The organism is Maribellus sp. YY47, from assembly GCF_023111095.1.
Taxonomy (GTDB): Bacteria; Bacteroidota; Bacteroidia; order Bacteroidales; family Prolixibacteraceae; genus Draconibacterium.
On the sequence record NZ_JALGYW010000011.1, the window covers coordinates 35,395 to 49,492 of the forward strand.

At 42.0% G+C, this 14,098-nt stretch carries 13 protein-coding genes; 7 read left to right on the forward strand and 6 right to left on the reverse strand.

Annotated features, from left to right (window positions below):
• Positions 1-112: 112 nt before the first annotated feature.
• Positions 113-2,884, forward strand: coding sequence for a prolyl oligopeptidase family serine peptidase (locus MR764_RS10580; RefSeq protein ID WP_247979387.1), 2,772 nt, complete (start codon positions 113-115; stop codon positions 2,882-2,884).
• Positions 2,885-2,933: 49 nt separating this feature from the next.
• On the opposite strand, the gene MR764_RS10585 is transcribed toward MR764_RS10580, so the two are convergent.
• The 6 genes from MR764_RS10585 to MR764_RS10610 form a co-directional block, all read right to left on the reverse strand.
• Positions 2,934-3,161, reverse strand: coding sequence for a DUF2007 domain-containing protein (locus MR764_RS10585; protein ID WP_247979388.1), 228 nt, complete (start codon positions 3,159-3,161; stop codon positions 2,934-2,936).
• Positions 3,162-3,225: 64 nt separating this feature from the next.
• Positions 3,226-3,912, reverse strand: coding sequence for a TonB-dependent receptor plug domain-containing protein (locus MR764_RS10590; protein WP_247979389.1), 687 nt, complete (start codon positions 3,910-3,912; stop codon positions 3,226-3,228).
• A gap of 216 nt (positions 3,913-4,128) precedes the next feature.
• On the reverse strand, positions 4,129-5,073 hold the full coding sequence (locus MR764_RS10595; protein WP_247979390.1) for a glycosyltransferase family 2 protein: 945 nt from the start codon (positions 5,071-5,073) through the stop codon (positions 4,129-4,131).
• A gap of 68 nt (positions 5,074-5,141) precedes the next feature.
• Complete coding sequence (locus MR764_RS10600; RefSeq protein ID WP_247979391.1) at positions 5,142-6,038, reverse strand: hypothetical protein; 897 nt, start codon at positions 6,036-6,038, stop codon at positions 5,142-5,144.
• Between the two features lie 65 nt (positions 6,039-6,103).
• The gene (locus MR764_RS10605; protein ID WP_247979392.1) at positions 6,104-7,312 is read right to left on the reverse strand and encodes a C1 family peptidase; all 1,209 of its coding nucleotides are present in this window, start codon (positions 7,310-7,312) and stop codon (positions 6,104-6,106) included.
• Between the two features lie 185 nt (positions 7,313-7,497).
• Entirely contained in the window at positions 7,498-8,067 is a 570-nt protein-coding gene (locus tag MR764_RS10610) for a DNA-3-methyladenine glycosylase I (RefSeq protein WP_247979393.1), read from the reverse strand.
• 234 nt (positions 8,068-8,301) lie between these two features.
• Between MR764_RS10610 and MR764_RS10615 the strand changes: the two genes are divergently transcribed.
• From MR764_RS10615 to MR764_RS10640, 6 genes are all read left to right on the forward strand, one after another.
• On the forward strand, positions 8,302-10,287 hold the full coding sequence (locus MR764_RS10615; protein WP_247979394.1) for a tetratricopeptide repeat protein: 1,986 nt from the start codon (positions 8,302-8,304) through the stop codon (positions 10,285-10,287).
• Positions 10,288-10,353: 66 nt separating this feature from the next.
• Positions 10,354-10,923, forward strand: a complete 570-nt coding sequence (locus MR764_RS10620) for a Crp/Fnr family transcriptional regulator (RefSeq protein WP_247979395.1) — start codon at positions 10,354-10,356, stop codon at positions 10,921-10,923.
• 114 nt (positions 10,924-11,037) lie between these two features.
• On the forward strand, positions 11,038-11,526 hold the full coding sequence (locus MR764_RS10625; RefSeq protein WP_247979396.1) for a cupin domain-containing protein: 489 nt from the start codon (positions 11,038-11,040) through the stop codon (positions 11,524-11,526).
• Between the two features lie 34 nt (positions 11,527-11,560).
• Entirely contained in the window at positions 11,561-11,992 is a 432-nt protein-coding gene (locus MR764_RS10630; RefSeq protein ID WP_247979397.1) for a hypothetical protein, read from the forward strand.
• Between the two features lie 128 nt (positions 11,993-12,120).
• A complete protein-coding gene (locus MR764_RS10635; protein ID WP_247979398.1) occupies positions 12,121-13,446 on the forward strand; it encodes a T9SS type A sorting domain-containing protein in 1,326 nt (441 codons plus the stop codon).
• Between the two features lie 43 nt (positions 13,447-13,489).
• Positions 13,490-14,059, forward strand: a complete 570-nt coding sequence (locus MR764_RS10640) for a pentapeptide repeat-containing protein (protein ID WP_247979399.1) — start codon at positions 13,490-13,492, stop codon at positions 14,057-14,059.
• The last annotated feature ends 39 nt before the right edge of the window (positions 14,060-14,098 follow it).

A 14,098-nucleotide genomic window follows, 5' to 3' on the forward strand; every position in this document is an offset into this window, starting at 1 on the left:
ACTAACTTAAACGACCAATTTTTAATCAAAATCCTGACAAAAAAGGAATGAGCCCAATTAAGTGTTCTCTCTCAAAAACGGCATTAAACTTAAATCCAAATAAGCATAAGGCATGAAAAAACTCTTGTTCATTTTTACCTTTTCTCTTCTTGCGACTCTGGCATTTGCCCAGGAAGAAAAGCGCCCGCTAACGTTTGACGACATCTTAAAATGGAACCGTATTACGGAAACCCACATTTCACACAATGGCAAGTACATCGTATACAAAGAGGAACCATGGAAGGGAGATCCTGTACTAAAAATAACCACTCCTGCAGGCGAAGAAAAAGCTTCAATTCCTTGTGGAACCGGTGCCGAAATTACTGCGGACTCCAGATTCCTGGTGTTTACCTTAAAAGCCCCGGAAGATTCTGTTCGCTTGCTAAAACTGAAAAAAACGAAGAAAGAAGATTTACCAAAGGATAAGCTGGCAATTTACGATCTGACCAACGATTCTCAGGTAGTGATTGATCAGATAAAATCGTACAAAGTGCCGGAAGAATGGTCGGGTTGGATCGCTTACCAGGCAGAACAAGCAGATACTGCTTCAACTTCTGAAAAAAAAGAAAAGAAAAACGACAAAGATGAAGCGCTGCCGCTTGTTATCAAAAACCTACTGAATGGTGCCGAAAAAGAATTCCCGGCGGTAAACAGTTACGAATTTGCCGAAGAGAACGAGTTACTTGCTTTTGTTTCTGAAGGCGATAGTGTTTTTGACGCCGGTGTTTACGTTTTTAATTTTGAAAATGAAAGCGCACTAAAGATTTTGGATGGCAAAGGAGAGGTTAAGCAGTTAACCTTAAGCAAATCTGATGACAAACTGGCTTTTCTTGCCGATACAACCGATTCAAAGAAGAAAAAATATGCACTTTACTATTGGGAAGGAAATGAACCGGCAGCAATAATTGTCGACAACCAAAACAACGCAATTCCCGAAGGCTGGGAAATTAGTCCCAACGGGCAGCTCTCGTTTTCAGAAAACAATGAACGACTGTTTTTTGGCACTGCGCCACAACAACCTGAAAAAGACTCAACGATTCTGGAGGAAGAAATCCCGGTGCTCGATATCTGGAATTGGAAGGAAGAACAACTGCAAACTGTCCAACTATACAACAAACCGCAGGATGAGAAAAAAACTTACCTGGCTGTAGTTCATCTGGCCAACAACAAAGCGATACAACTGGAAACCGAACTTTTTTCGGGCATCGATCCGATCAATAAAGGCAATGCCGATCAGTTACTGGCCTATTCCAATCATCCTTACGCGGTACAAACCATGTGGGAAGGCCAACCTTACCATCTCGATTTTTACCTGGTCGACATCAATACCGGCGCATACAAAATGATCAAAAAAGATTGCCGTGCCCGGCCTATGTCTTCTCCTGATGGAAATTACCTGTACTGGTACAATGCCATAGATACCACCTGGAATTCCTACAATATTACGAGTGGACAAGAATTTGTAATTACATTGCCCCAACAGATTCAGGTGGCTGATGAATTGAACGATATTCCCAATCCTCCTTCAGCTTACGGAAGCGCCGGTTGGCTAAAAGATGACAAAGCCTTATTGATTTACGACCGTTACGATTTATGGCAGATCGATCCGGAAAACAAATCAAAACCCATCAACCTCACACAAAATGGCAGAGCAGAGAAAATCAGCTATCGTCTGGTAAGGTTCAATGCCAAACGGGGTGAAGCTGTTGATCCTTCAGAAAAAGTGCTGCTTAAGGCTTTTGATGAAAAGAGTAAAGCCGACAGCTATTATTCGTTCGATTTGGAAAAACCGGGAAACAAGAAAACACTGCTCAAAGGAAATTTTATGCTCAGCATACCGGATAAAGCCGAGGATGCGGAACTGCTTGTATTTACGAAACAAAATTTTCAGACCTACCCCAACCTGCTGGCTACCGACCTGAGTTTCAAAAAACAGGTACAGCTTTCGGATGCAGCTCCTCAACAAAAAGACTTTATTTGGGGAACAGCCGAATTGGTTTCGTGGCGTTCGCTCGACGGACTTGTACTGGAAGGAACATTGCACAAACCGGAAAATTTCGATTCGAATAAAAAATATCCGATGATCGTAAACTTCTACGAGAAAAGTTCGGATGAACTGTTGAGCTACCACATGCCTGAAAACCATCGTTCCACGATCGACTATCATTATTACACCAGCAACGGTTATGTTGTTTTTAATCCCGATGTGTATTACAAAGAAGGTTATCCGGGAGAATCAGCCTTTAACTGTGTAATGCCAGGGGTCAACCATATCGTTAAAATGGGCTTTGTCGATCCGAAACGGATCGGGGCACAGGGGCACAGCTGGGGCGGCTACCAGGTTGCATATCTGGCCACCCGCACCAACATGTTTTCAGCCATCGAATCGGGAGCACCCGTTGTCAACATGTTTAGCGCTTATGGCGGCATCCGCTGGGGATCGGGAATGAACCGCTCTTTCCAATACGAACATACCCAAAGCCGCATCGGAAAATCGATTTGGGAAGCACCACTGCGCTACCTGGAAAATTCGCCATTGTTCACCCTGGATAAAATACAAACACCCATTCTGATTATGCACAACGACGATGACGGAGCTGTGCCGTGGTACCAGGGAATAGAGTTTTTTGTCGGCTTGAGAAGACTGGGCAAACCCAGCTGGCTGTTAAATTACAACGAAGCTGACCATTGGCCGTTAAAAATCAGGGATAAGCATGATTTTCAGATTCGAATGGCGCAGTTTTTTGATCATTACCTTAAAAATGCGCCGATGCCCGTTTGGATGAAAGAAGGAATTCCTGCCACAAAAAAAGGAATAGAAATGGGCTACGAACTCACAAAGTAATACAAGGATAATCTGCAATTGAAAAAGGATTCTGAATGGAATCCTTTCTTTATTTGATCGAATTCAGAATCTCCAATGCTTCCTGAAGATTTTCTTCCATTACCCGAAGTTCAATGCCAATATTGGATGGGCTCCCCGTGTAGATACCATCAATTGTGCTGGTAATTTCATTCACCAACATGTATTCAATTCCTGCTTCCTCCAGCATTTCTTTGAACAGAATATACTTCATATCGAAATTACTGGTAAACGTTGCAACTGTAACCGGTGTACTCATAATTAATGTTTTACATTCGTTTCTTCCGTTTAGCATTTTTCGCTAATGAACAACAAAATAGCCATTAGTCGTCATTTCCCCTTTTGGTTTCAATAACAACTACACCATTCCCGCCACGTGCACCATAAATCGCTGCACTCCCGTCTTTTATAATATTGATGCTTTTGACGTTCGACGGAGCCAGGCTATTCAGTATACTTCCGTCAACCATCACACCGTCGACTACAATCAGCGCTGCGCTACTCGAATTTATCGAGTTAACACCGCGTATAATAATATCGCCGTTGGGATTTACCTGTACACCTCCGAACCGTCCCCGCATTAACTCTAACATATTGGTGTACTTCGAAAAATCGACATCTTTATTTGTCATTTGTACCACGGCATTAAGCTTATCTGCATCTTTCACATAGCCGTAACCAATGGCGTATTCGCGGGCACTGTCGGTGGGTTTCAACTTCAGGTTGATTAACACCATTTTTATTTTTCCGTCAAGTTCCACCTTTTGGGTGTAAAAGCCTTTCGCTCTGACTTTCAGCTTATCCTCACGATTTACCTGAACTGAAAATTTACCAAGAGAATCGGTTTTCGCCACAGCTTTGGTGCTCACCACCTCCACTTCAGCGCCATTTAACGGAATACTGTCGAAGGTTGTAACCATTCCCTGAATAAACCTTTCCTGGGCACTTACCGAAAAAAAAGTCAGGACGAAGAAGACAGTCAAAACCGATGAAATTCGAATTTTATTCATGGTATCATTCATTTAGGTTAACGAATTGTTTTATAGTAAAGTCAAACAGATCGACTTTTACCTCTGGAAAACATAACCTAAAATCCGAGAGAAAATCCGGAGGACTTCTAACAAGAAATTTTTCGATGTTGATATCCGGGTTCTTACGCTCTGCTGTTCAATACTAAACAGTATAAATCTAAACAACTTTTTGCGAATCCCGATCGCAACCCTAAATTATTTCTCAACTGCGGGAGAGACTTTTTTTACGCGATACGGCTTTTTCCGTTGCGATTCAAAATAAGTCCGCATCTGAACCTCTGCAATAATACCGGTGGTGATAAACTGAATACCGCCCAACACCATTAAAATTCCGAGCAACAAAAGTGGTTTCCCCCAAATGTTGTTACCGAAAATTTTCAGAATAAGCAGGTAGAAATTGATCAAAACGCCAAGGCCCAGGGTGATAATTCCGATGCCGCCAAAAAAGTGCATGGGCCGTTGCATGTATTTCTTAAAGAAAACCATCAGGATCAAATCGCTCATTACGCGAGTCGTTCGGCTAAGGTTATATTTTGAAGTCCCAAATTTACGCGGGCGGTGATTCACATCGACCTGGGTAATGCGGGTGGCACCTTCCAATGTGATCAGTGCAGGAATATAACGGTGAAGTTCTCCGTAAATATGGATGCTTTTTATGGTTTCGCTGGTAAAAACCTTCAAGGTGCATCCCAGGTCTTTCATATGAATTCCGGTTGCCCGACGGATCATATAATTGGCAATTTTGGAGGGAACCTTGCGCAGGAACATTCCATCTTTGCGGTTAGCGCGAATCCCTGCAACCATGTCCCACTCTTCGTTTACAATCTTATCCAGCATCATCGGAATATCAGCCGGATCGTTTTGCAAATCGCCGTCAATCAATGCAACATACTCCCCTTCTGCCTGATCGATACCTGCCTGTAATGCTGAACTCTGGCCGTAATTCCGCTTTAGTTCCACCAAAATAAAACGTTCGTCGTTGATCTTTCTGATCTCCTCCCTGGTTTTATCGGTTGAACCATCGTCCACAAAAATAGCTTCGAACTCGATATCTTTGAGTGCGACTTTTATTTCGGCAGAAAGTGGTTGAATATTAGGCTCTTCGTTATATACACAAATCACCAGCGACAGCTTCTTCATTTTACAGTTGTTTCAGTTAGTGGTAAAAAAAAGTGATACAAACTTACATATTCCATGAAAAACAGAACTTATTTTACAGCATTAAATTTCCATATATATGAAAAACGCAGGGTTTTATACCCCCAGTCGTGCAAACCATGCTGGTACTGAAAGCTGATCGCACTTTTTGAAAAGTCTTTCCGGAGGTCAAAATTTAGTTGCATAGGCCGGTCGCCTATATTTTTATAGCCATAATAACCTGACCATGAGGCTCCAAACCTCAAGTCCCCATGTTCAAATTCAGTACCCAATCCGTAAAGCAAGGCATCGTTCTGAAGCATTAGCTCATCATTGGTCTGCCAGCTGTAAAAACCGATCATCCCGTATGGGCGAAATAAAATACTTTCGCCACTTCCAAAATCTTTGGATGAACTCACATCAAAAAAATAACCGGGCGAATCGGCATAGCGGGCAGCCTCCAGATTGGTTCCTGATGCTGTTTTAAGTGTCATCCGAAACAAAGTATTGGGGAATTTCCGGTTACGTGACAGTTGAATCAACGTTGAAAAATAAAAATCTCCGATGGCAACTCCCTTTCCATCCTTGTCGCGCGAGAAGCGTTCGTTTCTGATTTCTTCGGTATACGCATAATGTTCAAGAAGCACCCCGTACATTTCAATGGCAATTTTCCCTTTTGCAAACGGCAGAAACAGCCTGCCGGATAAATCCTGCGTGGGATCGCCCGCATGAAAATGGCTGGAAGCGCTCAATGCAAATTCACTTTCGTTTTCGAAAAATCCCTTTTTCACCTCCGGTACCGGAAGTGCGTTTGGCCCCAGGTAAGCCGGCGCAATAATAAGCCAGTTTCGCCAGCCGGGCATACCCTCTTCCCAGCCATGAAGATCGTTCCACCAACTCCAGTCCTCTTCAGCCAGCGCGGAAAGACTTGTCACAGAAAACAGAAGAAAAAGGAAAACATTTCTCATCGTAAACATTTGATGACCAAAGATAAAAAAACCCTTCAGAAAATTCTGAAGGGCTCCTTATTGAACTAAAGTTCCAGTTTTTCTCTAATACTTTGAGGTATGCCGTCTTTGTGAACCATTATGCTCATCGTTTTGTAAGTCACATATGGTTTAGAGGCATAAAAATACCCGTTGTACTTGTTGTAATCTCCCCACGAATTCTTCACTTTGTAGAAAGTGGCTCCTTCCTGATCTTTGGCAATTCCGACAATGTGCATTCCATGGTCGTCGGTTGTCTGGTAATTGTCAAAAGCAACCTGACGCATTTCCTGTGACACTTTTTCTTCAGGAACAGGATTATTGAGCTGATACAATTCTTTATCCTTGTCTCTTTCGGGAAGCGCTTCCCAGCGTGCAATTTCAGCATCGCTCATGTCTTCCTGCGGGGCAGCCGGTAAAACAGCTACGCCTTTGTTGCTTGTCAGAAATCCTTTTTCGCTCACATCGGCAGCCCATGCAACGGTGAAACCATTTTTCAGCGAATAATCAATAATCTCTTCCAATTCGTTTACCGGAACGTTGTACACTTCGTCCCACGACCAGTTATCCGGAACTTCCAAAATAAATTTCGAATAAAACGGATGGTGTGTGTACGACGAAATTTCCACGTAGTCGTCCATGTTCAGTCCAACGTATTCGCTGGCGAAACTTTGCGGAGTATATTGCTTGCCTTCGTATTCAAATTTATCCGGAATTTTGCCCAGGTAAGTATTTAACGTACCTTCTACCGACTCGTGCCATACGGTGCTTAAAGTGCGGTTTTTGTTCGCAATTACGGCATCTACATTTTGTTTCAGCACTTCATCCATTTCACCGTGTACATGCTTTTTCTCACCATATTGTAATCCGTTGTACGCCGATTCAGGAACGATTCCGTACTCTCTGATCATATTGGTTACATCGTGAAATGCGCCGCCTGCCGAAAAAGTGTTTTCGCCGTGTAAACGAACCGCTTTCCTGGACTTTTCGGAGTAAGTATGCCAAACGATAAACATTTCGGAAAGATCCACTTCAGGTTTTCCCAGACGTATCATTTCGGACTCCAGAAAAGAAATCCCCGAAAACGACCAGCAGGTACCGGTCCGGTGTTGGTCTTTTACAGATGTTGCCGGTAATGAAATCTCGTCTTCAAAAACATACCCAACATTCTCTTCTTTCTTCTCTTTATCATTCTCTGCAAAAACACTAAAAGCAAACACCGCCAATAGTGTGGTTAAAACATAGCGCAATTTCATTTAAGTAAATCGTTTAAAAAAGTAAAACCCGCCCCAACAGTTTAGCTCCTGAAACTTCGTTTTACAAGCGTTGCATATAAAAATTAATTATCCTTTCATTTAATGAATGGCACCAAAAATAATAAAATAATTGAACTAAGAAAGTGATAAATCATTCCTTGCCCCTAAGTTGAACTTCTTCTAAATTACAGCCCCTGAACCTCTTTGTATCGAAAGCATGTTGTAAGATGATCGTTTACCATACCGGTGGCCTGCATGTGCGCATAAACAACGGTTGATCCCACAAACTTAAATCCCCGTTTCTTCAGATCGGCGGAAATTTTATCTGAAAGTTCTGTTTTGGCGGGCAAGTCTTTCAGCGAGGTAAAAGCATTAACCACCGGCTTGTGATTTACAAATCGCCAGATGTAATTGTCGAAGCTTCCAAACTCTTTTTGAATTTCAAGAAAACGTTGTGCATTGTTAACGCAGGCAGCTATTTTCTGTTTGTTTCGAATAATCGAAGCATCGTTGCCCAGTTCTTCCAGCTTCTTCTCTCCATAATTTGCCACAATATTTGGATCAAAAAGATCAAACGCCTTTCTGAAGTTTTCCCGTTTGTTCAGTACAATCTGCCAACTCAATCCGGCCTGAAATCCTTCCAGCACAAAAACCTCAAACAGCTTTTGGTCATCGTGCAAAGGCACTCCCCACTCCTCGTCGTGGTAGCGAATCATCAATTCATTCGAGGTACTCCAATCACATCGCTTACACATTTTTCACATTTTTAGCGCGATAAGTTAAATAAAATTAAGTAGAACGAGGGGCATGCAGCTAAAATGTTATTTTTGTTTGTTCAGATAAAATAGACTGTTAGACCTTGAGAAATGAGTATTGAGAAACGAAAAAGGAATAAAAGAATCAACCTACAGAGGGACGATAAATCTTGACGTTTACACTCAGTTTTACCATCTCAATACTAACTACTCAACACCTTGTACTTTGAAGCGATGAAGAAACTTACGATCTTATTTTTTATGCTTACAGCTTTTACTTTTCTGGCTGGAGCACAACTCAATATCGACCATTTTATCCGCGTAGGAAAAACCCGAATTTCGATCGGCAATTACACCGGGGCAATCGAATATTTCAACATTGTTATTGAATTCAAACCCTACCTGGCAGAAGCCTATTTGTACCGTGGGATTGCCAAGCACTCGCTGGAAGACTACCGGGGCGCCATTGAAGATTATAACAAAGCGATAGAAATTAAGCCGTATTACCCGATGGCATACAACAACCGGGGAATGGCTTACCACAATTTGCAGCGCTACGACAAAGCCATTGAAGATTATAACCGGGCACTGGAATTTGATCCCGACGACGAAGCCATTTACAACAACCGGGGGATAGCCAAACTGGCACTGCGCGACGTGAAAGGCGCAATTGCCGATTATGACCGTGCCCTGGAGATCAATCCGAAATCGACTCACTCGCTGATGGCCCGAAGTAATGCCAAAATTGTAAGTGGTGATATTACAGGCGCCATCAAAGATTTGAACCAGGTGATCATTATCCGGCCACACTACGCAGCCGCCTATTTAAACCGGGGATTGGCTCGTTTCGAACTGAACGATTATGCCTCGGCACTGCGCGACTACGATCAAAGTATCCGCTTTGATGCTTCGAATGCTCTGGCTTTCAACAACCGCGGTATTGTAAAACACAAACTGGAAGATTATGCCAGTGCGATCATGGACTACGATATGGCGATTCAGCTTAATCCGGAAATGGCAAGTGCCTATTTCAACCGGGCGATGGCCAAGGAAATTCTGGGCCGCCCGGGATATAACACCGATTACCAGATTGCAGGCCAGCTCAATCCGCAGTTCGACTTGAGTAACCGACGGATCAATTCCGAACAACTGGCTCAGCAACAGCAGCAACAGCAAAAAGGGAATTCGCAGCAACAGCAGGGAAATAATCAAAAAGAGGACAAACAGGACGATCAGCAAAAAGGTGCTGCCGATCAAACGGCACAGGCCAATTCTCAAAACAACCAGGCAGTTGATTACGCTGCTGCCCAACAACAAAAGGATGCCCGCGAAGAGGAAGAAAAAGAGGCAGAACGGAAGCGCCGGCATTCACGCATGGATTTGATTGTGGAAGAGACACGTGAAATCCCGGAAGGAGCCAAACAAATGCAGGAAGATGAAGACATTCGCCTACAGGATAAAGACATTGTTATTGATCTTCAACCGCTGTTTATTATCTCGGCATTTGAGAAAAATGCAGTGGATTACGCGCGGTTCCAGTACTACAATGTGGCCATCGACGATTTGAACGTCACCAACAATTACAACCCGATTTTGTCGATTACCAATAAACCGGTTGATGCATACAAAGCCATTTTCGAAAACTTCATCCTTTACTTTAACGAAAAGATTGCCATTCAGGATAATGCCAGCAACCATTTGAGCAGAGGTATATTTTACAGCCTGACAGGAAAATATTCTACAGCCATTGAAGACCTCGACAAAGCCATCCGGGTTGATGATAAACTGGCCCTGTCGTATTTCTGCAGGGCAAACAGCCGTTACAAAATGCACGAGCAAATGGAGTTGGTTGGCGACGGCCAGGGAAATGTTTCACTGTCGTTAAACAAATCCGGAACCAAAGCAGAGGACGACGATGTTAATCTGGATTACCGGCAAATTCTGGATGATTACGAAATCACACTGTTCCTGAAACCTCAGTTCTTTTTTGGTTACTACAACCGTGCTTACATAAAACTTCGGCTCGGAGAATACAAAAGTGCCGTTGAAGACCTCAACCAGGCTATCAGACTTGAACCCAAATTTGCAGAAGCTTATTTTAACCGTGGGCTTACCAAAATTTTCCTGGATGATGTAGAAGGCGGAGCGATCGATTTAAGTCGCGCAGGTGAATTGGGAATTGAAGGCGCCTACAATATCATTAAGCGTTACTGTAATTAAGTTTAACGACCGGAATAAACGTGAGTTTCTCGTGATACAACGTAAGCGAACAATGAAGACCTTTGAATGAAAAGAATCTTCTACAATATTCATAAAATATTTCCTTTGACAGAGGAAACATTCGAAGCGCTTAAAAATTGTGCCCGTATCCTCCATCTTCAGAAAAATGAATTCTTTCTGACAGAAGGCGAAGTTTGCAGTTCCATCGGTTTTATTGAAAAAGGAAGCATGCGTCTTTTCTATAATTCTCCCGATCGTGAAGCCTGTAACGATTTTTTCTTTGAAAATTCGGTGGTCGGATCGTTTGCCAGTTTTCTTTCTGAAATGCCGTCGATTGTAAACATTGTTGCTATCGAAAACAGTGAAGTCATTGCGTTCAGTAAAAAAGATATAAATGATCTCATCGAAAAGCATCCGTCGTTGAAACAGCTTTCCGATTTCATTATCCAGGAACACTTTATCCGAACCGAGAAACGCGAAGAAGCACTCCTTAAATTTTCTCCCGAATTACGCTTCAAAAACCTGCTCGAAGAACATCCGAAAATCTTTAAACGCATCCCGCTTCAGTACGTGGCGAGCTATTTAAACATCACTCCCGAAACCCTCAGTCGATACCGCTCTCGTTTCCTGGTTTAACGTTCTTGATTTGAATCAAGTTGATTCTGCTTTATCCCTCGTTTCTTTGTTTTCGAAAGATTCATGTGTCTTCGGATTTAAACTAAAGATTCAGAAAACAAAAAAATGACAACGATGAAAACAGAAAAAAAGAACGAAGAAATGATCGTACTGACCGATCTTATCAAGGTTTTAGTGAGCAACCATGAAACTGGAAACGAGTATGCCGTATTTGAAGAAAACGTTCCGCCGCTTGGAGGGCCACCACCACACACCCACCCCGACGAAGAAATATTTTACATTGTGGAAGGCTCGTTCGAATTTATTCTGAACGATATTCAGAATCCTTTCAAAGCACATCAGGGCAGTGTGCTCCATGTTCCGTCAAATGCCGTTCATACATTTAAAAATGTGGGACAAACACCGGGGAAGATGGTTGTAATTCTAAGCCCCGGGAACCTGATGGATTATTTCAGGGTAATCGGAACAACTGTGGAGGAAAATACTCCTCTTCCTGACTTAAACAAAGTTCCAGATTTCACAAAAATGGATGTTTCAAAAGCATTTCAACATGCTCGTGCTCATAATGTGCACTTCGTATTGCCAGAGGTAATGGAAAATTAAGTATTTTTTATTCAGTAAATATTTATGATTTCAAATGATAGTTGTTGACCTTATCAGAAATGCTTCAGGAGAGTTGTACGCGAAAATAAGTTACGAGCCTCAAAAGAACTACCTGCTGATGAAATGGGTGGGGCCATGTACCGAGGAAGAAGTTAAAACAGCTTCGATGCGTATGTATGAGTGGCAAAAAAGAGAAGGTTCGAAAAGAAACTGCAAGTTTCATGTACACGATACCAAGGAACTGGAAGGCGCCTGGGCCGGGTTGGTAGATTGGATTAACAACTACTTTTTCCCGCTTAATTATGAATTTGGATTACGTTACAATATCAGTATCCTTTCGCCCGATATGTTTTCCAAATTTTCGTCGGTCGAATTAAAAAAGCGAAGCAACAATAAGGTCACAACTATCCTATGTGAAACAATCTCTCAGGCGGAATCGTGGATTTTTAAAAATTACGGGTTGTAACTTTTACCTCTTTTCAACGTCTTCTCGCAAATGATCTTTAGGCGCTCTAAAATTATTATCAAGGCACGCAACCTTTTAATTTTCAACAGCATCTACACTAGCATTAAACGTTAATTCAAAGCACCCACATGAAAACAATTAAACTCTTTTTATTACTACTGCTCCTGATTTTCTTTTATTCAGGAAGAGGGCAACAGTTCTGGCTGACCACCAATGAATTTTGGGGTGGCCCCAAAACCGGTATAACCATTTCGAACGATTCAGTGATTATAGTAAGTACCCGTAATTCGGTATTACGAAGTACCGATGAATGCAACAGCCTTGAAAAAGGATTGGACTGTTCGGAACTATTCACGGTTTACGCCTCAAACAACGGAAGAGTATTTGCCGGAGGAAAAGGTAAAATATTCTTTTCGGATGACACCGGAGTCACCTGGGATTCTATTGCGATCAACTCTATTTACCCGGTAACTCAATTTGCGGAGAATAGTTACGGAGAATTATTTGCGATTACCGGAGTAGAAGAAAAGGGAGACGGAATCTTTTTCTCAGGCGACAATGGAGTCTCTTGGGGAAAACGTAACAACGGGCTTAACTCCAACCCTGGTTGTACCAAGGTCGCTGTTGATAAAAATGACCGGATTTATCTCATCATTTCAGACATAAACAGCACCGGTGCCGGTGGTCTATATATTTCTGAAACCAGTGCTTTGATGTGGCAAAAAATAACCATCAATGTAGATAATCTACCCAATCCAATCAAAATAGTTAAGGCGACCGGATTATCAGTTCTTGAAAATGACAGCATTTACCTCAGTTTTAATGGAGTTTCAACTAACTTTTATATAGGTTTAAATCTAAGTAAAAGTATTAACGATGTTTCAAACACTAGTCCATGGAACGTAATGCAAATGGGTGAACACGCTCATTGGTGGGAAGATGACCCGATTAACAACAGATATATCTCACAAAATGGCGATTGGTACAGTTCAATAAACGGGTACATTTCTAACGGTGGCACTTGCTTTTCAAATGATGGAAAAAATTGGAAAATTTTGGACTACGGACTCGGCACTGATACTTTAAACGTAAGAACGGAGCAGTTTTTTGTAGAAACCCCAGACGGAAGAATTTTTATGATCCAAAAATATGACGAAAAGATCTACAAAACAGATAAGAGCCTGGTTACAGATATTCCTGCGCCTGTTGAAAATAAATTTGAAGCTTCTGTATACCCCAATCCGGTGCTGAGAGGTGAACAACTGACGGTAAGGTTAAACAATTACATTGGATCAACTGAAATTTCCTTCTATGATATTACCGGGCGAAAAATGTATTCCAATCCGGACTTGGCACCGGAAAACACATTTATGGCGCCGATCCGTTCGGGAATATATTTTGTACAGGTAAAATCGCAACAAAACGAGCAAACCATAAAAATACTTGTACAGTAGCTTTCTCATCTATTCGGTTAATTTTGTATGAAAATTATGAAGCATGGGAAAGTTTACCGAAGGAAAAACCTTTAAAAATGAAAAATTCAGCGATCTGGATGTTAAAGGGACTGAATTTGAAGGCTGCCAATTCATCAATTGTAATTTTGCCGAAGTCAACCTCGAAGGAACAATGTTCGTGGATTGCACTTTTGACACCTGTGATCTGGGCATGGCTACCATCCGAAACACTGCTTTTCAGAATGTGGAGTTTAAAAATTGCAAGCTGATCGGACTGGCATTCGACGAGTGTAATCCTTTCCTGCTTAACATGAAATTCGATCACTGCAACCTCAGCTTTTCGATTTTTTATAAACTGAAGCTGAAAAAAACAAGGTTTACCGCCTGTAAACTCGAAGAAGCAGATTTTTCAGAAGCAGATCTTACAGAAGCTGTCTTTGCTGATTGCGACCTGATCGGTGCTATTTTTGAGAATACCAATCTTGAATATGCCGATTTATCAACTGCCTATCAGTTTTCGATCGATCCCGAAAAAAATGAAATTTACAATGCCCGTTTCTCTCATCAAAACGTGATCGGGCTTTTACACAAGTACGACATCATCGTCGAATAAATTGCTTATTTTTGTGCCTCAACAAAGTCTTCCGACTGT

Coding starts and splice junctions, on each gene's coding strand:
- MR764_RS10580 (WP_247979387.1), top strand. CDS start 113: ATGAAAAAACTCTTGTTCATTTTTACCTTTTCTCTTCTTGCGACTCTG.
- MR764_RS10585 (WP_247979388.1), bottom strand. CDS start 3,161: ATGAGTACACCGGTTACAGTTGCAACGTTTACCAGTAATTTCGATATG.
- MR764_RS10590 (WP_247979389.1), bottom strand. CDS start 3,912: ATGAATAAAATTCGAATTTCATCGGTTTTGACTGTCTTCTTCGTCCTG.
- MR764_RS10595 (WP_247979390.1), bottom strand. CDS start 5,073: ATGAAGAAGCTGTCGCTGGTGATTTGTGTATATAACGAAGAGCCTAAT.
- MR764_RS10600 (WP_247979391.1), bottom strand. CDS start 6,038: ATGAGAAATGTTTTCCTTTTTCTTCTGTTTTCTGTGACAAGTCTTTCC.
- MR764_RS10605 (WP_247979392.1), bottom strand. CDS start 7,312: ATGAAATTGCGCTATGTTTTAACCACACTATTGGCGGTGTTTGCTTTT.
- MR764_RS10610 (WP_247979393.1), bottom strand. CDS start 8,067: ATGTGTAAGCGATGTGATTGGAGTACCTCGAATGAATTGATGATTCGC.
- MR764_RS10615 (WP_247979394.1), top strand. CDS start 8,302: ATGAAGAAACTTACGATCTTATTTTTTATGCTTACAGCTTTTACTTTT.
- MR764_RS10620 (WP_247979395.1), top strand. CDS start 10,354: ATGAAAAGAATCTTCTACAATATTCATAAAATATTTCCTTTGACAGAG.
- MR764_RS10625 (WP_247979396.1), top strand. CDS start 11,038: ATGAAAACAGAAAAAAAGAACGAAGAAATGATCGTACTGACCGATCTT.
- MR764_RS10630 (WP_247979397.1), top strand. CDS start 11,561: ATGATAGTTGTTGACCTTATCAGAAATGCTTCAGGAGAGTTGTACGCG.
- MR764_RS10635 (WP_247979398.1), top strand. CDS start 12,121: ATGAAAACAATTAAACTCTTTTTATTACTACTGCTCCTGATTTTCTTT.
- MR764_RS10640 (WP_247979399.1), top strand. CDS start 13,490: ATGGGAAAGTTTACCGAAGGAAAAACCTTTAAAAATGAAAAATTCAGC.